The sequence below is a fragment of the Nostoc sp. NMS2 genome (assembly GCF_017115105.1).
GTDB lineage: Bacteria > Cyanobacteriota > Cyanobacteriia > Cyanobacteriales > Nostocaceae > Nostoc.
Genome location: NZ_JABXKH010000135.1, coordinates 123,588 through 143,974 on the forward strand (window position 1 = coordinate 123,588; position 20,387 = coordinate 143,974).

The window sequence follows — 20,387 nt, forward strand, 5'->3', positions numbered from 1 at the left end:
ATATGGTCGGCAGCCTCTACTTACTAGAGACAAAAATAAACTTATAAATTAGCTTACTGGTTAAATTTAAGACAGGAATTAACACTGTTAAAAAAATGTTACTAATTTGTTAAGCTTTTGTTCATTAAAATGTTACTAACGCCACATTGATGACGAATTTATTGGGTGATATTTATGCCAGGTCAGTCAGAAGATTGGAATTTACCTAAAAGTTGGAATCGCAAGATTTTGCAGGACTGGGAGATAGACCGACTACTGACTAATTTGGAGGTTACGCTTCAAAAACGTTACAGACAAAGTACTAGGAAAGACTTGTTACTTGGGTTACTCTGTGGGTACAGCTTGAAAAAGATTGGTCAAGATTTGCACAAAAAAAACGCTGTTGTTAGAGCAGGTTTAAGCAATATCTATCGGGATATCGAAGCTTTGACAGGAGAACCAAATAAAACTGTTAAGTCCAGTAATGTTGTCTACGTTCTGGAAAAACATGGTTATCGTAGAGGTTCTGTTGTAGCTGCTATCCAACGCCGTGACATCCCTCACAATTTGCCAGCACCGACTTACACCCAATTTATTGGTCGGGAGGCAGATATGAAAAAGCTATTAGAACGCCTTTCGTCGGTGCATGGCGCTCACATGATCACAGTACATGGCATTGGTGGCGTAGGTAAAACGGCGCTGGTGTTAGCAGCTGCTTACTTATGCTTAAAAGCTAGTAACGAAAACTCTTCTGACGCACCCAAATTTGATGCGATTATTTTCACTTCAGCCAAACAGCAAGAACTTATTCCCACTAACAGTATATTGTGGCGGCAACAGGGACAGCGTAATCTACGCGATATCTTTCGAGAAATTGCTAATGCTTTAGACGACCCGACAATTCTTCAATCTCCTCCCAATGACCAATTTGATCGTGTTCGCCAAATTCTCTCAAAACGGAGAACACTGTTGATTGTGGACAATATGGAGACTATAGAGGATAGGAATGAGGTTATTGAGTTTTTATATAATCTACCCATTTGCATCAAAGTAATAATTACTAGCCGTGAACAAATTGCTTTGCTGCCAATCCGTCTGCGAAACTTACCTCCAGATGATGGTTTGCAGTTGATTCGACAACAAGCTGAAGAAAAAGGGATAAGCATTAATGATCAGGACTCTAAACAACTCTACGATCGCACTGGCGGAATCCCTTTGGCGATCGTCTATTCGATTGGTCAATTATCCAGTGGCTACTCGCTAAACTCGGTATTGAATCGATTAACCTCGGCTACAGGTGATGTGGCTCGTTTTTGCTTTGAGCAATCAGTGCAGGGAATCAAGGGACAACCACTCCACAAGTTACTTATGTCACTAGCGATTTTTCCTGACTCTGCCATCCTCGCTGCTGTGGCTGAGGTTGCTGGACTAACAACCGCTCCTGATGCTGTAAATAATGGCTTGGCACGTTTACAGCAACTTTCGTTGGTGAATCTCAACCCAGAGACTAAGCGGTTTGATATGCTCTCTCTGACTCGTGAATACGCCTTAGCAGAATTAGCTGCTTACCCAGATTTTGAGAGGGAAGCACGGAGGCGCTGGGTGAGATGGTATCTGGATTTTGCCCATAATTATGCTGGAGAAGATTGGGAAAAGTGGATACACTACAATAAGTTGGAGCCAGAAGAAGGAAATCTGCGAGCAGTACTTCATTGGTGTGAAGACAAAGAACACTATGAAGCAGTTAGAGATTTATGGCTTCTCTTAAGCCACTATGCAAATCTCTACGCCTATTGGGACGATCGCTTAGATTGGCTGCAATGGCTTATAGAACAATCAGAACGGCGTGGTGAATGGTCTTCTTTTGTAAAAATCATCGTCCGTAAAAGCTGGCTACTAATTCGAGAGTGTTCCTCTGTGAGTCTGAAAGAAGCAGACAAAATTTTGCGGCGGACGTGGATTTTGCGTCACCATGCAGATTTATGTGTTCAGGCTGACTTAGCCGAAAGTATGGCTAGGCTGCAAATTAGACAGAAGGATTATCAAGATGCACGCCACTGGCTAACGGTAGAAGAAAAATTGGTGATCGAGGCGAATCTAGAGGAGCGTCAGCACATCCGCTATTTTATTCCCGTTCTTTATCATCAGGCTGAAATCCTTTATTTAGAAAGTGAATATCTTTTAGCAAAGAAGCTCTTTCAAGAGGTGATGAAAAGTGCAAAAAAAATTAGTTGGCATCGGGTGATCAATTCTGCTCAAAATTGGCTGGCTGATATTGCAATTGAACAAGGCGATCGCGATGAAGCTGAAAAGCTATTAATTCAAGGCTTCACTGTCGCTGAAATGACTCACAACAAGCGACGTTTGGCTCGCTATCAGCGTTCTTTTGCCCGTTGGGAGAAAAAGTGGGGAAGTGCAGAGAAAGCCTACCAATTGTCAATTAAGGCTATTGATGGTTTTAAGCTCTTGGGAATGACACGGGATGCACAGGAGATGCAAATTTTCTTTGATTCTCTATAATCATAGACGGGCAAGATGGGATAATTTATCGAAACAGAATTCTGACTTCTGAATTCTTCTTCAATTCTTGGAAATCCCTAAAAGCGCGATCGCATATCCACCAAAACTAGGTATGATAATTTTTTATAAGATAATGTAATATAACTTAGCAGTATTCGAGCGATGCCTACGGCGGGCTGCGCCTACGCTATTCCTTTTCAATCTAATTGTAAGCAAAGCAGCAATTTGCTACCTATCAGAATAGTTTCATCCAAACTTGTCCACCCAAAGACAGTAGATTAAGTTTTGTCTGAATAACTATAAGGAATGAAATAGCTCTGCTTTCCAAAAAGTAAAAAGGAACAGATTTTTATGGCATTTGATTACAACCTGTTTGTCATTGGTGCTGGGCCTGGTGGATTGGCAGCAGCTAAAAAAGCAGCTAGTTACGGTGTCCGTGTGGCTATTGCCGAACAAGAATCCATCGGTGGAACCTGTGTAAATCGCGGTTGCATTCCCAAAAAACTGATTGTCTACGCTGCTGACTTCGCCCTGCAAAACCAAATAGCGCCCAGTTATGGGTGGAGTGAGTGTCAAACATATTTTGACTGGACATTATTTATTAAGTCAGTACATCAGCATCTTGACACCCTTAACCAGTCTTACTTTCAGCAATTACACAAAGCTGGAATTGAACTAATTTGCGATCGGGCCACTTTCATTGATGCTCATACTATCGATATCAATGGACTTAAAGTTACAGCCGACAAAATTTTAATTTCTGTGGGAGGGCAACCCCTCAAGCCCAAAATCCCAGGTATAGAATATGCCATTACATCCCGCGAGATGTTTCAGCTACCTTATCTACCAAAACGTTTAGCGATTATTGGCGGTGGCTACATTGGCGTAGAATTTTCCAGCATGATGCACGCTTTCGGTTGCGAGGTGACGGTGATTGAAAAAGACGAGATGATTTTATCGGGGTTTGATGATGACATTCGCTCTGCGGTACAACAAGGTTTGAGCAAACGCGGAATTAAGTTATTGACTAGTAGTACTGTTCAAGAAATCAAATACTCAGACGAGAGTTTGTTGTTGACTATTACTGGTAAGAAGCGAGAAATAATTACAGCAGATACGATCTTGGTTGCCACAGGTTACGCTCCAAATACCAAGAATCTTGGTTTAGAAAATGCCCATGTTGAACTTGGCGAACATGGTGCAATCAAAGTAGATGAATACAGCTGCACCAGCCAAGAAAATATTTTTGCTGTGGGTGACTGCACCAGCCGCGTGCAATTGTCTCCAGTGGCGAAGGCAGAAGGTATTGCTTTTGCCAATACAGTTTTTGGCAACAAGGCGCAAAAACTGAATTATGATTATGTGCCCACTGCTGTTTTTTGCCGTCCAGAAGCGGCTAGTGTGGGGATGACGGAGGCGAAGGCACGGGAAAAATTTGGTGAATCTGTACAATGCTACTGCACCCAGTTCCAACCACTTTTGTATCAGCTAACCGAACAGCATGAGCCAAGCACTATGAAGCTAGTGTTAAATGGTGATTCTGGGCAAGTTTTGGGCGCTCATCTGGTGGGTGAACACGCAGCAGATATCATTCAAAGTCTGGGCGTGGCAATTCGCAAGGGCATTACCAAGGAAGACTTGGATGAAACAATAGGCATTCATCCCACGGTAGGAGAAGAATTTTTGTCGTTAAATTAGGTGCGGGAATGAGGGAAGGGAGCAGGGAGCAGGGAGCAGGGGGCAGGGGGCAGGGGGCAAGGGGGCAGGGGGCAAGGGGGCAGGGGGCAGGGGGCAGGAGGAGCAATTCACTTGTGGGATTCGACTCCTTCTGAATTGAAGCCACTGAACTATCGTAAGAAAGCGGGAAGCTGACGCAACACTGGAGGTCTTAAACCCTTGCTCCCTCTGGTCGTGACAGTTCTAGAGTCCGGGCATTTTTCCCCCTGCTCCCTTGCCCCCTTGCCCCCTGCCCCTTGCCCCCTGCCCCCTGCTCCCTGCTCCCTGCTCCCTGCAAATAATTCTCCCCACCTCCCCGTGTCCTTCTCAAGGAGTTTCTGAGGATGCTTCTGAGCAAGATTTTGTGGGAGCGTTTAATTGGTCTAAAGTATTCATTAATGAGTCATCCCCTAGCATGGGGTATGTGCTTTGGAAATTTACCACATCGTCAAAAGCTTTTAGATCCTCAAGAGCCTCTGATGCAGACTGGTATCGGTGTTTGAAGTCATCCAGCACCATTTTACTGAGAATCTTAGCAAGGAATCGGCTTACCTGAGAGCGTAGTTTACCGCCGTAGGCATCGCTCCATTTGATCTCTCCATCAGCATCTCTATCTAGCTCACGGGGTGCTACACCAGTCAAGGCTCTAATCCCAACCATACCCACTGCATAGATATCACTACTGTATTGGGGACGGCCAAAACATTGTTCGCTTGGTGCGTAACCCTGAGTCCCAATGCCAATAGTAAAGGGGGTTTGCTCTTCAGTCTCAAGCTGCTTTGTGCTGACTTCTTTGACGGCTCCAAAATCAATCAATACCAGTTTTCCGTCTGAGTGTCGCCGGATAATATTACTGGGCTTAATATCCCGGTGAATCACATTGTTTTTATGAACAAATGTTAATGTTTGCAATAAGTCTCTGACAATTTTGATCGCGGCAATTTCATCAATTGCTCTACCTGGTGGCAATTCCTGATTTAAAGTATGACCAATTATCTGTTCTTGCACGAGATAAAATTCTTCATCTTCTTCAAAATATGCCAAAAGTTGAGGAATCTGATCGTGTGTTCCTAATTTTTCTAAGGTTTGCGCCTCTGAGTGAAATAAACGTCTAGCAAGTTGTAAGGCTTCTGGTTTAGTGCTGGCTGGTTTTAGTTGCTTGACAACACATAGCGGACTCCCAGGACGTTGGGTATCTTCGGCAATATAGGTTTCGCTGAATCCACCGGAACCGAGAACTTTGACAATTTTGTAGCGTCGAGCCAAGACTTTTCCTGATAAGGCTAAATCTCGTTGCTGGATTAGATATTGCAAGTCATATTGTTGACTGATAATCTCTTGGACAACTGGAGAAGTTTGATACTTCTGAAAAATGTTTACTAATTGACGTTTTCTGATGCTTTCCCTCATAACTGAGGTTCCTAAGTAGGAAAGTCCGGTCATGGCGATCGCAATCATTGGTACAATCGTAGGGAAAATTAATTGACCATAGACAAATAACCCATAGCTAATTCCTAACCAAGTGGCAGATAGAGCGAGGCTACATAGAAATCTATTGATACTACGCTTGCGTCTGCTAATCATCAAGGCTGCACTGCCAACTAGAGTTAGCACAAACAAACCCTGCAATGGTGGTGTGTTAATTCCTGGAGCGATGGCTTTTCCTGACATCAAAGTTGCGATCGCATTGGCGTGAATTTCCACGCCTGACATCGGTTTAGCGCTGTTGCTAGCTGCGACTGGATAATAATCATTATTTAACTTATCTGTCGCACCAATCAGCACTATCTTGTCTTTGAAGACCTTTCCCTGCTGCAAATAGGTGTTCCAATTTTCCGGGTCGAGTACGTGCCAAAAGGGTATTTGCTCAAATGTACCCGCAGAACCCCAAAAATAAATGCGATCGCCTTTTGGTCGCGGATAATTTACTTGTGCTGTTCTGAGTGCTGCTTCATCAAAAGAGGGTAGCTTCTCGATTAAATTACCTTCAGCCAACGATTTAGAAAACTCACTTGCCAATCGATGAACTTTACCATCCACCTCTACGGGAAAATTAACTGAGCCAATGGAAACTGACCCTGTACGAAACATCTGTTGTGGGTCTGTCAGTTGTGTAAAAGTCCCTTGGTGCGTTTGGGAATTTTCGTAGACGGCTGCTAAGGTAACTTTACTGCCATATTTTTGCAATACTGCTTGGAATTGGCGATCGTCAGTAGCTCCATAACTACTTGGCGTGTCAAAAACTACATCTATTGCTACAGAGCGGACACCTGCTTTAATTAACTTTGTAATTATCTGGGCATAAGCAGCACGTCTATAAGGATAAGATTTCAGTGTTTCTAGGTAGGCATACTGTTTCGGATTTGTTTTATAGTACTGTTCGGGAACTGATATTGACTGATCGTCTATTGCTAAAATTACGATGTCTTCTGGAGGCACAATCGGCCCACGCAGTTGAAAAAAGCCAGAAAGCGTCTTATTTTCGATCAACTGAACCGATTCCCCACCAGAAGCACTCAGCAGTGCTGCACCCATTACGCAAGCTCCAGCGAGGAGATGACCTAAGCGAATCATCCATCTAGACTGGCGAGCCGATGATGTTGACGTTACTTTTGTCGGTTTACTTGAGTGTCTATTGGCAGCAGAGACATAGTTTTTAGTTAAGGTAGATGTAGGTTCTTCTGCCATATCATGTTACTGATTGATTTAAGTCCAACACTTTTATTTATTCAGACCACGTTTTAGTGCAAGCACATTGAAATAATACTTAAATGACAATCTTATACATTTGTAAAGTATCTTCTATTCATCAACAAACTTTTATTGGCAGAGCTAGCCCCCAAGAGATTCCTACTCAGGTACTGCCTAAGTTATTGTTTTTTTGTTAAGTGAGTTACAACTAGTGATTGTCTCACAGATCAGAGCCGGATCTACTTCGCCTCTGCAATTGGTTACGGCGAGATTTTATCCTAACCTAACCAACAGGTACGTTCCTAACTGGGTGTTTTACCAGAAGCTGTCCCAAGTCCGTCTTCTGTCTTTGGCGCAATATTGGTACTCTCCACAAAGCGTGTCCTGATACTGAAAGCTTTAACTATAGATAGGCATCAAATTATATCTTACCCTAAGCTTATGCCATACCTCTTTAGGAGTAAACTTTAATGTTATACAGCGATAAATGCTGTTACTGGTTCAATTTTATTGGTAGATTTTGATCAGATGGTAGCTATTGCAGTGCTGGAGGTGAATAAGGTTTAGCACCCAGCATCTCAACTCCAATGTTGCATCCGTTTTTATGCCTTGAAAGAGGTAGGATAAAAGCTATAGATGAAGAGCTACTTTATAGATATTAGCAAACTTGCTATTTGAAAATTGCTATAATCTATTGTTCCATCTAAATTCATTTATATTATTAGGTGTAAATTTGTATGGGTTCTCCAATGAATCGTCTGTCTATTTTTGTAGACGGAAACAATATGTTCTATGCTCAACAAAAAAATGGGTGGTTTTTTGACCCACGGCGAGTCTTAGAATACTTTAAACATGAGCAATCAGAAACAACATTAATTAATGCATTCTGGTACACTGGCTTAAAAGACCCACAAGATCAACGAGGGTTTAGAGATGCTCTAATTAGTCTAGGATATACAGTCCGAACTAAAATTCTTAAAGAATACTATGATGATACATCCGGTCGGTACTCGCAAAAAGCGAATTTAGATATTGAAATTGTTGTAGATATGTTTAATACAGTAGACCAGTATGACCGAGTAGTATTATTCAGTGGTGATGGAGATTTTGAACGAGCAATTGAACTATTGCGCTCAAAAAATACACATATTACGGTAGTATCAACAGAAGGAATGATCGCTAGAGAACTACGGAACGCTACTGATAGATATATAGATTTAAATGATATCAGAGATCAAATAGAAAAAACCGAAGGTTAGTAGCCTTAGCAATTATTTACAAAGGTAAGAGTAAAAGAAAAACTAAGGTTGAAGATATATTGAGCCACAAGTAAAAATTAAACAACAAACCGCAAATGACAAACAAAACAGATCGAATTATCATTTTTGATACGACATTGCGAGATGGAGAGCAGTGTCCGGGGGCGACTCTGAATATAGACGAAAAGCTAGTTATTGCCAAGCAACTAGCGCGTCTGGGTGTGGATATAATTGAGGCCGGCTTTGCCTTTGCCAGTCCCGGAGATTTTGAAGCAGTCAGCAAGATTGCCGAAGTTGTGGGGACAGAAAATGGCCCGGTAATTTGCAGTTTGGCAAGAGCGATTAAAGCAGATATTGAAGCGGCCGCAGAAGCATTAAAACCAGCCGTTAAGGGCAGAATTCACACATTTATTTCGACTTCTGATATTCATTTAGAGTATCAGTTACGGAAGTCACGGGCAGAAGTGCTAGCGATCGCCGAAGAAATGGTAGCTTATGCCAAGTCCTTCATGACAGATGTGGAATTTTCGCCGATGGATGCGGCTCGTTCCGATCCAGAATTTCTGTACCAAGTATTAGAGCGAGCGATCGCAGCTGGTGCAACAACAGTTAACATTCCCGATACCGTGGGTTACACCACCCCAAGCGAATTTGGGGCAATAATTAAAGGCATTATCGAAAATGTCCCCAACATCGACCAAGCGATTATTTCTGTTCACGGTCATAATGATTTAGGCTTGGCAGTTGCTAACTTCTTAGAAGCCGTCAAAAATGGCGCACGGCAACTAGAATGTACGATTAATGGCATTGGCGAACGCGCCGGAAATGCCTCATTAGAAGAATTAGTAATGGCGTTGCACGTGCGGCGGCAATATTTTAACCCCTTCTTGGGAAGACCAGAAGAATCTCAAGAATCCCTGACAAATATCGACACCCGGCAAATTTACAAAACCTCACGCTTAGTTTCTAATTTGACGGGAATGTTGGTACAACCAAATAAAGCGATTGTTGGGGCGAATGCCTTTGCCCATGAGTCTGGAATTCATCAAGATGGTGTGTTAAAAAACAAACTCACCTACGAAATTATGGATGCCCAATTGATTGGCTTAACAGACAATCAAATAGTTTTGGGCAAACATTCAGGGAGAAATGCTTTCCGCACCCGATTAAAAGAATTGGGTTTTGAACTGTTGGATAGTGAGTTAAATAAAGCATTCGTCAGATTCAAAGAAGTAGCAGATAAAAAGAAAGATATTTCTGATTGGGACTTGGAAGCGATCGTTAACGATGAAATCCAACAAGCACCCGATTTGTTCCGGGTAGAGTTGGTGCAAGTTTCCTGTGGTAGCAACGCCAAACCCACTGCTACAGTCACCCTGCGGACTCCAGACGGTGAAGAATTAACCGATGCTGCGATCGGTACTGGGCCAGTGGATGCAGTTTACAAAGCCATCAATCGGGTGGTGAATGTACCCAACGAGTTGATTGAGTTTTCTGTGCAGTCAGTCACAGCTGGTATTGATGCCATTGGAGAAGTGACGATTCGTTTACGTTATGAATCTAAAGTCTTTTCTGGTCATGCAGCGAATACAGATATCATCGTGGCATCAGCGCAAGCTTATGTAAATGCGCTGAATAGGTTGTATGCATCTTTGCAAACTCAACAAAAGCCAGAGAAAGTATCTGCACAGAAAGTCTGAGATCGGATCTGTCAAACTGCCAGTTTTTAGCTGATGCTAACAAACTCCTCTCCAACTTTGGGGAGGAGTGATTTGTGAGTTCCAAAAAATCGTTGGAAATTATGCTGACAGAAAAACATATAAATATCAGAGAAGCCACCAGTAAAGAAGATTTACTGATTGCAAAATACTCTTACCAAATGTGGCTAGATATTGGTGTTGATGAGAAGAATATTCTCCACAGAGTGGCAGAATATTACCCTCAAGTTTATAGAAGAGGCGCGTCGAGATTTGTTTTACAAGGCTTTTTTTGCAGAGGTTGATAATACAGTTGTGGGTTCTGCAAGTTGTCAAATGTTTGCAGGTTTATACCCGAATGTTTTAAAAGATGAATACCGCAAATTTGGATATATTTGGGGCGTTTACGTTGAACAATCTTACCGCAGACAAGGTATTGCCAAAGGACTAGCTAATAGAGCAATTGAATATTTAAAAGCGATCGGTTGTACGCGAGTAGTTCTTAACGCTTCGCCATCGGATAAACCAGTTTATTCCAGCCTCGGTTTCTCTGAAGGTAATGCAATGCAATTAGATTTTATTTAAGTTTCTAGCTCAAGAAGCATCTCTGTTTGTCTATATTCGGATTTGTGCCAAAAGTCAAGTTTATTGAGTTAATTATGAATATTGTTTACTTTTTTAGATTTTTCTATTTATTTATATGCATAAAACTTTATTCTGAGAAACGATGTTTATAATCAGTCAGCTTGTATGAGTAGCGAAAAGACAACAGAATTGCCACTCTGGGTACAAGATAGAGATATAGTCATTGCTCATGATGAAGAAGTACAGTGGCGAGAAGGAAAACGCCCGGATTATTCATACACCAATGAATTTCTTCATCATGAGAGTAAATTTCAGCATCCAGAAGGTTCAATAGATGCGATCGCTCAAAACTTAGTCCGCACTTTTGAGATGGAAGCTTCTAATAAATCTAATCCTCAACAGTGGCTTTCGATTGTTACTGATAAGTTTAAGATGAGTACCAATGGCGGACAACAATTCACTGCTGAGGATGTTGCAACCGAAGGTACTTATAACCTGTTTTTAGGTAAAACTGAGCAATATAACTCTGAAACAGAAACCTTTGAATCTTCATTTCAAGTTTTTCATACAGCCTTTCCTAATGGCTTCCTTTGGGAATTAACAGAAGTCCTTTCGGGGCCGCCTAATGTTACCTTTAAGTGGCGACATTGGGGAACATTTAATGGTTCCTATAAGGACTATATACCCACAGGTGAAACAATAGAAATCGTCGGAGTTAGTATTGCTCGCGTCACTGATGATTTAAAGATTGAGTCTTTAGAGCATTATTTTGATAATAATGTCTTTCTTCAGAAATTAACAGCAGGTGGTTGTCCTTTCCATTCCTAAAATCAGTATATATAGTGTGCGTTACACCGTAGGCTAATACCATTTCACTAAAACCCTGATACATATAGATTTTGCGTAGGGGCACAATATGTTGTGCCCCTACCAACGTATTTGTATTATAATTAAAGTGAAACGGTATAACGCACTTTGAATTGTTGAGGGCGCGTTGCAGCAATCTGATTCGCCTAACTCACGATCGCAGCGATCGCCCACTCATCCAGTGTTATCGTAAACAATATTAGGAATTAATTACCAAGGCAGATGACTATTACTGTCAACCTGACTTAAGCAACTGCCAAAACATTACGACATTAGTCACCAACATTACGATATTAGTGAGTAATATTACGACATTAGTCATCAAACATTACGATATTAGTCACCAATATTACAATATTAGTCACCAATATTACGATATTAGTGAGTAATATTACGACATTAGTCATCAAACATTACAATATTAGTCACCAACATTACGATATTATTCACTAACATTAAAGCGATCGTGAATAAACTGAAGCTTGTATAAAGTTCAAATATATTATTTCTATAAAAATCAGCATCTAATTCTTGACTTCAGCAAAACCACTGGAATTGCCTACAAATATTATTAGAAAAAATATAATGATTTGCGAGTTTTTCTGATACAGAATACAGCTTAATTGAGGCAAGCTAGTTCTAGAAATATCTTCAAGGAGTACATTTATGCCTCGTACAAAGCGGACATCGCGGATTCTAGAAAAAGCTGAATTGAGAACGTCTGGATTCAAAGCAATTGATTCAAACATGGATTTTGGTAATAGTTGCGATTTGGAAAATCTGACTCAATCAATTGAGGAGTTTCGCACTATGCTTGATACTTATAACAACGCTTTAGCTGTGGTTGATTCTACTAAAACTAAAATCGATCAAATGGAAAAAAAGTTAAGTAAACTTTCAGATAAGATGCTGAAGGGAGTTGGTTTCAAGTATGGCACAGACAGCAGCGAATATGAAATAGCAGGTGGCGTTCGTGACAGCGAACGTATACGCAAAAGCAGGTTGACTCGCTTGAAAAGTAATGTACGGCAGACATCAGATGAAAATCAGAAATCTGCCTAGTTCTCGCATGGGTAAGCTACAGAAAAAATAGTTAACCACAGATAAATATACAGCAGATTGCAACAGGCGTGAGTTACAGATAATCGTAGTCAACTTAACGTTAAAAGGGCGGTTAGAAACCGCGTCTACACTTAGTCCGCGTAGGCGGACTTTGTTTGTGTAGCCGCGAATTCCATTCGCCCAGGCTTAAGTTGACACCAATGAACATTTTGTGTCCCTACCCGTGTACTTAATTTACCTGAAATACGCTCTACCCGCATTTATCACAAGCTGTGCGTAGCTTGCCGCCCGCTACGACTAAAACCAAAAACACATAGCATTACATTTTCAAATTTAGATGTACTCAAGTTTGAATTTGCAGCAATTCAATTAAATAGAATTAGCTGGCGAGATTATTTAACCCAACAAAACCCTGTTGCCGCAGCACTCATGGCAAAAATGAATATTTCACCTTAATCATGGTATTACTGTTTGCACAGTAGTAGCTGCTGTATTAACAGAAGGTGTAAACCCAGCGAGTTTACCCAACTTCTGCGGTACAAAGTCCGTTTCTTTGCTACCTTGAACCTCAGATAAGTAGCAATCTCGCACCGCCAATAACAAGCCTTTAATGGCATCTTGTCTGCCTGTTTTGACTAAATCGTCTGCCTTTTTGAAAAAATGCGATCGCCAAATGCATCTGCTGCAATGCTACTGATGTGGACATCGTTATCTATTAGCTTCTGAATCAGGGGAGCAATTTTGCTGTCAGTAGTGATTTGCGCCCAACTATTGCTTGTGCATAGTAGGAACAGTGTCAGGCATAAGACAACCACCTTGAGCGCACTAAGTAATACTTGTCTGGTATGCTTTGTCATTGAATCGGATTGAATCACCCGATGAACAACTCCAGTCAGAGAAACTATACCTAGATTGTAATCTAACTGTCAATGCGGGTTAGCGATGTCTACGACGGGCTACGCCTACGCACTTATTTACCCTCGCTTTGCTCAAGCTTGATTAGCATTGGGATTTAAACGCATCATGATTTTCTCTGGTTCTGTCAAATTTTTAAACCCATAACGGCGATACAGTCCATGAGCATCTTTTGTGCCTAACAACCACCTTTGAACATCTTGCAATTCTGGATATTCCAAAATATATTCTACAAACCATTTTCCTAAACCCTGTCCTCGATAAGGCTCCAAAATAAAAACATCTTTTAACAACGCAGAAGTTGCATAATCAGTGATGACTCTCGCAAAGCCAACTTGTTGATTATCTTCATAAAGTCCAAAACATAAAGAATTGTTTATTGACTTTTCCACAGTTGCTAACGGGATATTTTCAGCCCAATAGGAAGTTTGTAAAAAATCATGAATCATTTGAATATCTAGTTTAGATTTATCGGTGTTGATGTAAAATCGATGTTTTAATTCTTCATTCATCTCGCTACATCTTTTATTTAATAGGTTGAAAAATTATAATTCATTCTTGTGGTCAGTGGTTTGTAGTGTCAAATGATGAAATTACTGAACCATTAACTAGATAACAGAAGCTATATTCAGTATTCAAGAATATGGGTGCATTTAGCATTGATTATGAATCAGTCTACAACAAAATCTTGGCAAGAAGTCCGCGCTGCTTTTAAAAAAATCTGGGGTTATGAAGATTTCCGTCCACCACAGGGAGAAATTATCAGTAGTTTATTAGCACAAAAAGATGCGCTGATTATTATGCCTACAGGTGGCGGTAAGTCGATTTGTTTTCAACTTCCCGCATTGCTACAAACAGGATTAACCTTAGTAGTTTCGCCCTTGGTGGCGTTGATGGAAAACCAAGTACAGGAACTACTACAAAGTCACCAAAAAGCAGCACTTTTGCATAGTGAATTATCTTCATCTCAACGCCGTGCAACTCTGCAAGCTTTGGAACGTCAACAGCTAAGATTACTGTACTTGTCACCAGAAACTTTGTTAAGTGTGCCAGTGTGGGAAAGATTATGTCACCCGCAATTGCAAATTAATGGCTTAATTTTGGATGAAGCCCATTGTTTAGTGCAGTGGGGTGATACTTTTCGCCCAGCTTATCGCAGATTAGGGGCAGTGCGTCCGGCATTGCTAAAATCAAAACCACCAGGAACAAAAATTAGTATCGCCGCTTTTACCGCTACTGCTGACCCCTCAGCCCAAAAAATTATTCAAACTGTTTTACAATTACAGCAACCAGAGATTTTCCGCTTGAATCCCTACCGTCCTAACTTGCATCCCAGCGTTCGCATCGCTTGGACACCAAAAGGTAGGAAACAACAATTATTAAAGTTTATTCAAAATAGACCGCAACAATCGGGATTAGTTTATGTTCGCACTCGGAGAGATAGCGAAGATTTAGCCCAATGGTTAGCAGAGATGGGTTTTGCTACAGCTAGTTATCATGCGGGATTAGGTGCAACCGAACGCCGTGAAGTAGAAGCAAGCTGGTTAAGTGGTAAAATACCATTTGTGGTTTGCACCTGTGCGTTTGGTATGGGGATTAATAAATCAGATGTTCGCTGGGTTGCCCACTTTCATGCGCCACATTTGTTATCTGAATATGTGCAAGAAATTGGCCGCGCTGGAAGGGATGGGAAACCGGCAGAGGCTTTGACATTGGTGAGTGAACCTACAGGATGGTTAGATTCAGGGGATAAGCAAAGACAGGAGTTTTTTCAACAACAAATGCGATCGCAACAACAAATAGCGCAGCAACTTGTGAAAAAATTACCAAAACAGGGAGAAGTGAATGTAGTAACGCGACAATTTCCCGAAGGTGCTACGGCGCTGGCTTTACTCCACAGCAACGGTCAGCTAAACTGGCTTGATCCTTTCCATTACACCATTGGGCAAAAAGCCGGAAATCAGCCACTTATGCAATTACACGCTGCTAAACAAATGCAGCAATACCTAACAACTAAGCAGTGTCGTTGGCAGTTTTTGTTAAATGCCTTTGGTTTTGATAAAGAAGCAGCTAACTTGCGTTGTGGACATTGCGACAATTGCCGTCAATGAGTATCCTGACAATTCAGGTCATCTGGAAAACCTCTCTTCTATTTCTCTCTTCCTTTAAGGAGAGAGACTTTGAATTTTCCCCCTTCCCGCTTCGGGAAGGGGGTTAGGGGGTTAGGTTAATCGTTAGCTTTTCCACATAACGTGAAAAGTCAGAATGAGTATCAAAGACTCGTCGCCGAGTAAAAAAGACTCATTCACGAATATCAAAGGCTCGTCGCCGAGTATAAAAGACTCATTCACGAATATTACTCCCCTGCTCCCCTACATATTCTCCAGCTAGGTTCACCCAATAGGATGAATTGTCATCTTCACCACCAAGTGACAATAGGGTAGTCAAGTAGAGGATAAAAATATGTCATCTGCTCAAGCGCCCTCCCTACCACCGTTGATTCCGCGCGAAATCCTGTTTGGGAATCCCGAAAAAACCAGTCCACAACTCTCGCCTGATGGCAAGTACTTGGCATATATCGCCCCTGATGAGAAAAATGTCTTGCAGGTATGGTTGCGAACTATAGGACAAGAAGACGACCAGATACTAACTGCCGATAAAAAGCGTGGTATCCGCATTTTCTTCTGGACTTATAACGCCGACCAGTTGATTTATATGCAAGACTCGGATGGCGACGAGAACTTTCACCTCCACTTGGTTAATATTCACTCCAAAATTGTGCGTGACTTAACGCCATTCCAGGGTGTGAAAGCCGAACTAGTGGAACTGGAACCAAAATTTCCAGATGAAGTACTGGTAGCGTTGAACTTAAACAATCCCCAAAAATTTGACGTTTACCGCATCAACCTAAAAAATGGTGCTGTGGAGTTCGACACTGATAACCCTGGTAACATTATCAGTTGGACATCTGACGCTGAGTTCCAAGTACGCGCAGCCACAGCTAGTACACCCGATGGTGGTTACGATTTGTTGTTGCAGAAACCAGATAAACAGTGGGAAATTCTCCGCCACTGGGGGCCAGAGGAGGAAGGGAATTCTGTTAGCTTCTCAGATGATGGCAAAACCCTTTACATTCAAGGGAATCATGATGCTAACGCCAAACGTCTGCTAGCTGTTGACCTAGATACTCGTCAAGAAACCGTCATTGCTGAAGATGAACAGTATGATGTCGTGGGGATAATCATTCAGCCACTGACGCGAGTTATCCAAGCAGTTTCTTTCTACAAAGATAAACAGGAATGGCAGGTAATCGATCGCAGTATCGCCACTGATTTTGAGGAAATCGCTAAGGTGCGTCCTGGAGAATTCTCTGTAATTAGCCGCGACTTGGAAGATAAAACCTGGGCTTTAGCTTATAGAACTGACAATGGGCCAGTTTATTACTATGCTTACAACCGAGAATCCAAAACTAGCACCTTCCTCTTTAGCAACCAACCCAAACTCGAAACGTTGCAGTTAGCTTCAATGCAACCGATTTCCTACGAAGCGCGGGATGGTTTAACTCTCCACAGTTATCTGACAACCCCTGTAGGAATACTTACCCAAAATCTCCCAACAGTATTACTGGTTCATGGCGGCCCTTGGGCGCGAGATACTTGGGGTTTCTCTCCCACAACGCAATGGCTAGCTAACCGGGGTTATGCCGCGCTGCAAGTGAACTTTCGCGGTTCCACTGGTTATGGTAAAGCATTTTTGAATGCTGGAAATCGGGAATGGGGTGGCACAATGCACGATGACTTGATTGACAGCGTGAACTGGCTGGTAGAAAAAGGTATTTCTGATCCGCAAAAGATTGCGATTATGGGCGGTTCTTATGGAGGTTACGCCACCCTAGCGGGGTTGACTTTTACACCCGAAATCTTTGCTGCTGGCGTGGATATTGTCGGGCCGAGTAACCTGATTACCTTGATAGAAACTATACCGCCCTATTGGGAACCGATCAAAGCAATGATTTATCATCGCATTGGCAACTTGGAGACAGAAGAGGAGTTTCTCAAATCGCGATCGCCTTTATTTTTCGCTGACCGAATTCAAAAACCTTTACTCATCGGTCAAGGTGCAAACGATCCGCGAGTGAAACAATCAGAAAGCGATCAAATTGTCAACGCCATGCAACAGGCTGGTTTACCTGTGCAATATGCACTTTACACAGATGAAGGACATGGTTTTGCCAGACCAGAAAATCGGTTGCACTTTTTTGCGATCGCAGAAGAGTTTCTCGCCAAATACTTAGGTGGCAGATTTGAACCTTTGGCAGATATCCCCGGTCATTCAGGAATAGTTAAATAAAGTCTCAAAATGGTGGTTAGTGTCATTGACCACCTGAATATTTTTAATTTGGAAGGATTTATCCATACAACAACTGATTCTTAATTTCATCAGCCGTTAGTGTGCTTACCAGAATCCCAATTCGTTGTGCGACTTCATAAACGTTTTTCTAAGGCACAACGATAATCCCAAAATGTTCTTTATTCTCCTCTATATACTGGAGATGCAACCGCTCAAAATCAACACGGTTATGTGTCAAGAGACATCTGCCCACAGAAGTTGCAAATTCAAGTTGTTCACGGTCAGTTTTACCGAGTGTTGCTTGTTCAGGAACAGTTGTGATATCCAGACCGCGCGATCGCAACAGTCTAGCAACCAATGCTGACATATCCTCATCACTGTAAAGTGCAGCAAAAACCGTCACAATGTCCCCAATATAGCTTTTACAGACGGATGTATTAATTCATCGGGTACTCGGTTTCGCTCAATGTATTCATTAATTTCGGCTTGATGATCGAGATAAAAACTCAAGGCATCAAACACTTGTGCCAGCGTCAAATGTGGCAAATGATTTAGGATTTCTTCTGGCATAATCCCCAACCGCCACAAACCGACAATGGCACGAACAGATGTCCGAGTACCTATAATAATTGGCTCTCCACTCAAAATTTCCGGGTTACGGGTAACGTAGCGCGATGAGGTTTCAGCAAACATAGAATAAATCACTCAGCATAACTGGCGTTGCCTTTAGTTTACCAATAGTTCTGGTCAGCAGGAGGCTGGTTTGCCAGACTAGAAAATGGTTTGATTGAGGGATACGCCGCCAGTAAAACCTTTCTCATGCATCATTATTTAACCTTAATCCAAGTTTCTCGTTGTTCGCCCTGAATCGACTCTACAATTCCAAACCTTTCCTCAATTTTGCGTGGCAGAGTGTATATCCCAAAGATGTAAACACAATCTTCTTCCGGTTGCTTTGTCAAAACACGAACTCTGGCTTCATGATCTTGTAAACGCTCCATGAAAATAGATGCATAAATTTCAACATCTTCAGGAATCTCATATATTTCTTTTGAAAAGGTGAATCTCTTTTCTAAACTATTTGCAATTTGGTCAATAACATTTTGTTCAGTTAACGGATTTGTGAAGCGATAAACGTATGTTCGGCAGCACTTTCCATCTGCTAGCTGCTCTAACTGAGGGATATTTCTCAACGTTATCATACTTGCATCATACTTCATTTAGTCTCACCAGTAACCTTATATTTTTGACCACAGTGACACTCATAGCTTTAAGCACTCTGATGCTCAGACTCTTCTTTTTGCAACAGAAAATCGAGATAGTCTTGTAATTGCAACAGCCTGGCTCCAGATAGCTGGCGTAACTTTGCTAAAATCATTTCTTCTTGCTGCCACTGGGCAATGGGGATAATTTGAGATGCTGCTACTTCGACCGTCACATGGGGCAAATCAAACCCTTCCAGACTATACCCGTCCTGTTCCCCTTCAGGCATGGGGTAATGTTCCACAATTGTTCCAACATTTCCTCGCTTGAGGTTGTATTCTGGTAAATCCTGTGCTAAGGCAACTTGGGAGAATAAAGGGTACTGTACCTTCATGAGTTGGCTCCTTGATCTGGCACTAAGGTGACAAATTTGGTTGTATCGTTTGCAACCATCCAAATGGTTAAGATATTTAGTTCAACGCCATTAATCCCTCGCAGACACGCACGAATGGCATACTTGTGACCATAACGAGTTGTTTTGATCTCTTCGGCAGGTTGCGTTAAAACTTGAGCGCGTAGATCCTGTTCCAATTGTTGCCAGTTGTCTAGTGTGTACCCAGCCATAGCCAGAAATTTAGATTTATCGTCTTTTAGCAACGGCACAAGCAGATACTTGGTTAGCTTTTCTTCTGCGATTATTGCATCCTGCGGTAAAAAGGCCATTGTTTCATGGCATGAATTTTGGGTAGGAATTATTGACTACATTTTACTTTGGGACGCTGGTCTTCTGAATATTTGAGATATTGCTTTATCCCGCGTTGAGTACTTGCTCTGCGGTTAGCTGTAACTCTGGGAAAATAGTAGAAGCGATCGCACTGTTTCCTGTAAATCTGGTTTCTTCATAAAACCCGTCAACTAATATCAGTACGGTAACTACATTTATTTGTGGATCAACAATCCAATATTCAGCAATTCCCCTTGCGGCATACTCGGAACGTTTGTAGCGATAGTCCCGATCTTCGTTAGCTTTGCCAGGAGAAACAACCTCGACAACTAAAGCCGGAGGTGGCATATCTAGAGTGATTGTGGATCGCGTTGCACCTTCTAAGGCGGTTGCAAGTTCATCCGTCAGCACAACTAAGTCAGGAATGCGAGTTGTCGCACGAGAACCAGCAACAACAATTTCAACTTTGTTACTTAAGCGATTAACTGGGACGAACTTGAGGAAATTTACCAGCAGAAAGAGAGATATCTGGACATTTTTTGGGCTTTCAGGTGGCATTGCAACTAACTCACCTGCCACCAGTTCATATTGGCTATCCGTGCCATCGTCATACTTAAAATATTCCTCAAGCGTTAGACCTTTGCCAATGATTGCAGTCATATCAGGTCAACAGAAGTTACGTACTAATAGTTTACCAAATTCATCAATCCTGATCTATTATTTAAAACCACAGATAATTCATGGGTATTTATCTGTGGTTATATTTTCATCAAATTGACTTTTGCCAATTTACTAAATGCCTGATTATTTAAAGCGATC

General features: G+C 41.8%; 20 protein-coding genes. 10 read left to right on the forward strand and 10 right to left on the reverse strand.

Going from position 1 to position 20,387, the window contains the following annotated elements:
* Positions 1-174 precede the first annotated feature (174 nt).
* Positions 175-2,499, forward strand: coding sequence for an NB-ARC domain-containing protein (locus tag HWQ36_RS24160; protein ID WP_292707297.1), 2,325 nt, complete (start codon positions 175-177; stop codon positions 2,497-2,499).
* Positions 2,500-2,850: 351 nt separating this feature from the next.
* Complete coding sequence (gene gorA / locus HWQ36_RS24165) at positions 2,851-4,197, forward strand: glutathione-disulfide reductase (protein ID WP_292707299.1); 1,347 nt, start codon at positions 2,851-2,853, stop codon at positions 4,195-4,197.
* A 345-nt stretch (positions 4,198-4,542) separates the two neighbouring features.
* Here gorA and HWQ36_RS24170 read toward each other — a convergent pair whose 3' ends face one another.
* On the reverse strand, positions 4,543-6,903 hold the full coding sequence (locus tag HWQ36_RS24170; protein WP_292707301.1) for a CHASE2 domain-containing serine/threonine-protein kinase: 2,361 nt from the start codon (positions 6,901-6,903) through the stop codon (positions 4,543-4,545).
* A gap of 740 nt (positions 6,904-7,643) precedes the next feature.
* Here HWQ36_RS24170 and HWQ36_RS24175 point away from each other — a divergent pair.
* From HWQ36_RS24175 to HWQ36_RS24195, 6 genes are all read left to right on the forward strand, one after another.
* Positions 7,644-8,165 (forward strand): NYN domain-containing protein, encoded by a 522-nt coding sequence (locus HWQ36_RS24175; protein ID WP_041565194.1) that lies wholly within the window; start codon positions 7,644-7,646, stop codon positions 8,163-8,165.
* 95 nt (positions 8,166-8,260) lie between these two features.
* A complete protein-coding gene (locus HWQ36_RS24180; protein WP_292707305.1) occupies positions 8,261-9,865 on the forward strand; it encodes a 2-isopropylmalate synthase in 1,605 nt (534 codons plus the stop codon).
* A gap of 74 nt (positions 9,866-9,939) precedes the next feature.
* Positions 9,940-10,167 carry a hypothetical protein gene (locus tag HWQ36_RS34430; RefSeq protein WP_366829610.1) on the forward strand — a complete coding sequence of 76 codons (228 nt, stop codon included), beginning with the start codon at positions 9,940-9,942 and terminating at the stop codon, positions 10,165-10,167.
* A complete protein-coding gene (locus HWQ36_RS24185; RefSeq protein WP_366829591.1) occupies positions 10,067-10,447 on the forward strand; it encodes a GNAT family N-acetyltransferase in 381 nt (126 codons plus the stop codon). The genes HWQ36_RS34430 and HWQ36_RS24185 overlap by 101 nt, the downstream gene beginning before the upstream one ends.
* Before the next feature lie 165 nt (positions 10,448-10,612).
* Positions 10,613-11,275 carry a SnoaL-like polyketide cyclase gene (locus HWQ36_RS24190; RefSeq protein ID WP_292707308.1) on the forward strand — a complete coding sequence of 221 codons (663 nt, stop codon included), beginning with the start codon at positions 10,613-10,615 and terminating at the stop codon, positions 11,273-11,275.
* Between the two features lie 705 nt (positions 11,276-11,980).
* The gene (locus HWQ36_RS24195; RefSeq protein WP_292707311.1) at positions 11,981-12,376 is read left to right on the forward strand and encodes a hypothetical protein; all 396 of its coding nucleotides are present in this window, start codon (positions 11,981-11,983) and stop codon (positions 12,374-12,376) included.
* Positions 12,377-12,832: 456 nt separating this feature from the next.
* On the opposite strand, the gene HWQ36_RS24200 is transcribed toward HWQ36_RS24195, so the two are convergent.
* The 3 genes from HWQ36_RS24200 to HWQ36_RS24210 form a co-directional block, all read right to left on the reverse strand.
* Positions 12,833-12,967 (reverse strand): hypothetical protein, encoded by a 135-nt coding sequence (locus tag HWQ36_RS24200; protein ID WP_292707313.1) that lies wholly within the window; start codon positions 12,965-12,967, stop codon positions 12,833-12,835.
* 44 nt (positions 12,968-13,011) lie between these two features.
* Positions 13,012-13,251 carry a hypothetical protein gene (locus HWQ36_RS24205; protein WP_292707316.1) on the reverse strand — a complete coding sequence of 80 codons (240 nt, stop codon included), beginning with the start codon at positions 13,249-13,251 and terminating at the stop codon, positions 13,012-13,014.
* A 114-nt stretch (positions 13,252-13,365) separates the two neighbouring features.
* Positions 13,366-13,803, reverse strand: a complete 438-nt coding sequence (locus HWQ36_RS24210; protein WP_292707319.1) for a GNAT family N-acetyltransferase — start codon at positions 13,801-13,803, stop codon at positions 13,366-13,368.
* Between the two features lie 153 nt (positions 13,804-13,956).
* Here HWQ36_RS24210 and HWQ36_RS24215 point away from each other — a divergent pair, with 153 nt between their 5' ends.
* On the forward strand, positions 13,957-15,402 hold the full coding sequence (locus HWQ36_RS24215) for an ATP-dependent DNA helicase RecQ (RefSeq protein WP_292707322.1): 1,446 nt from the start codon (positions 13,957-13,959) through the stop codon (positions 15,400-15,402).
* 352 nt (positions 15,403-15,754) lie between these two features.
* A complete protein-coding gene (locus HWQ36_RS24220; protein ID WP_292707325.1) occupies positions 15,755-17,641 on the forward strand; it encodes a S9 family peptidase in 1,887 nt (628 codons plus the stop codon).
* Positions 17,642-17,789: 148 nt separating this feature from the next.
* Here HWQ36_RS24220 and HWQ36_RS24225 read toward each other — a convergent pair whose 3' ends face one another.
* The 6 genes from HWQ36_RS24225 to HWQ36_RS24250 form a co-directional block, all read right to left on the reverse strand.
* On the reverse strand, positions 17,790-18,044 hold the full coding sequence (locus HWQ36_RS24225; protein WP_292707328.1) for a DUF5615 family PIN-like protein: 255 nt from the start codon (positions 18,042-18,044) through the stop codon (positions 17,790-17,792).
* Positions 18,041-18,334 carry a DUF433 domain-containing protein gene (locus tag HWQ36_RS24230; protein ID WP_251956229.1) on the reverse strand — a complete coding sequence of 98 codons (294 nt, stop codon included), beginning with the start codon at positions 18,332-18,334 and terminating at the stop codon, positions 18,041-18,043. The genes HWQ36_RS24225 and HWQ36_RS24230 overlap by 4 nt, the downstream gene beginning before the upstream one ends.
* Before the next feature lie 134 nt (positions 18,335-18,468).
* Positions 18,469-18,843, reverse strand: a complete 375-nt coding sequence (locus HWQ36_RS24235; RefSeq protein WP_292707334.1) for a hypothetical protein — start codon at positions 18,841-18,843, stop codon at positions 18,469-18,471.
* 68 nt (positions 18,844-18,911) lie between these two features.
* Positions 18,912-19,238: a DUF4926 domain-containing protein gene (locus HWQ36_RS24240; RefSeq protein WP_292707337.1), complete on the reverse strand. Its 327-nt coding sequence runs from the start codon at positions 19,236-19,238 to the stop codon at positions 18,912-18,914.
* Positions 19,235-19,567 carry a DUF6883 domain-containing protein gene (locus HWQ36_RS24245; RefSeq protein WP_292707339.1) on the reverse strand — a complete coding sequence of 111 codons (333 nt, stop codon included), beginning with the start codon at positions 19,565-19,567 and terminating at the stop codon, positions 19,235-19,237. The genes HWQ36_RS24240 and HWQ36_RS24245 overlap by 4 nt, the downstream gene beginning before the upstream one ends.
* Before the next feature lie 85 nt (positions 19,568-19,652).
* Positions 19,653-20,228 carry a Uma2 family endonuclease gene (locus HWQ36_RS24250; RefSeq protein WP_292707342.1) on the reverse strand — a complete coding sequence of 192 codons (576 nt, stop codon included), beginning with the start codon at positions 20,226-20,228 and terminating at the stop codon, positions 19,653-19,655.
* Positions 20,229-20,387: the final 159 nt, after the last annotated feature.

Excerpts from the sequence above, each read along its gene's own strand:
- HWQ36_RS24160 (WP_292707297.1), top strand. The coding sequence starts at position 175 with ATGCCAGGTCAGTCAGAAGATTGGAATTTACCTAAAAGTTGGAATCGC.
- gorA (WP_292707299.1), top strand. The coding sequence starts at position 2,851 with ATGGCATTTGATTACAACCTGTTTGTCATTGGTGCTGGGCCTGGTGGA.
- HWQ36_RS24170 (WP_292707301.1), bottom strand. The coding sequence starts at position 6,903 with ATGGCAGAAGAACCTACATCTACCTTAACTAAAAACTATGTCTCTGCT.
- HWQ36_RS24175 (WP_041565194.1), top strand. The coding sequence starts at position 7,644 with ATGGGTTCTCCAATGAATCGTCTGTCTATTTTTGTAGACGGAAACAAT.
- HWQ36_RS24180 (WP_292707305.1), top strand. The coding sequence starts at position 8,261 with ATGACAAACAAAACAGATCGAATTATCATTTTTGATACGACATTGCGA.
- HWQ36_RS24185 (WP_366829591.1), top strand. The coding sequence starts at position 10,067 with ATGAGAAGAATATTCTCCACAGAGTGGCAGAATATTACCCTCAAGTTT.
- HWQ36_RS24190 (WP_292707308.1), top strand. The coding sequence starts at position 10,613 with ATGAGTAGCGAAAAGACAACAGAATTGCCACTCTGGGTACAAGATAGA.
- HWQ36_RS24195 (WP_292707311.1), top strand. The coding sequence starts at position 11,981 with ATGCCTCGTACAAAGCGGACATCGCGGATTCTAGAAAAAGCTGAATTG.
- HWQ36_RS24210 (WP_292707319.1), bottom strand. The coding sequence starts at position 13,803 with ATGAATGAAGAATTAAAACATCGATTTTACATCAACACCGATAAATCT.
- HWQ36_RS24215 (WP_292707322.1), top strand. The coding sequence starts at position 13,957 with ATGAATCAGTCTACAACAAAATCTTGGCAAGAAGTCCGCGCTGCTTTT.
- HWQ36_RS24220 (WP_292707325.1), top strand. The coding sequence starts at position 15,755 with ATGTCATCTGCTCAAGCGCCCTCCCTACCACCGTTGATTCCGCGCGAA.
- HWQ36_RS24230 (WP_251956229.1), bottom strand. The coding sequence starts at position 18,334 with ATGTTTGCTGAAACCTCATCGCGCTACGTTACCCGTAACCCGGAAATT.
- HWQ36_RS24235 (WP_292707334.1), bottom strand. The coding sequence starts at position 18,843 with ATGATAACGTTGAGAAATATCCCTCAGTTAGAGCAGCTAGCAGATGGA.
- HWQ36_RS24240 (WP_292707337.1), bottom strand. The coding sequence starts at position 19,238 with ATGAAGGTACAGTACCCTTTATTCTCCCAAGTTGCCTTAGCACAGGAT.
- HWQ36_RS24245 (WP_292707339.1), bottom strand. The coding sequence starts at position 19,567 with ATGGCCTTTTTACCGCAGGATGCAATAATCGCAGAAGAAAAGCTAACC.
- HWQ36_RS24250 (WP_292707342.1), bottom strand. The coding sequence starts at position 20,228 with ATGACTGCAATCATTGGCAAAGGTCTAACGCTTGAGGAATATTTTAAG.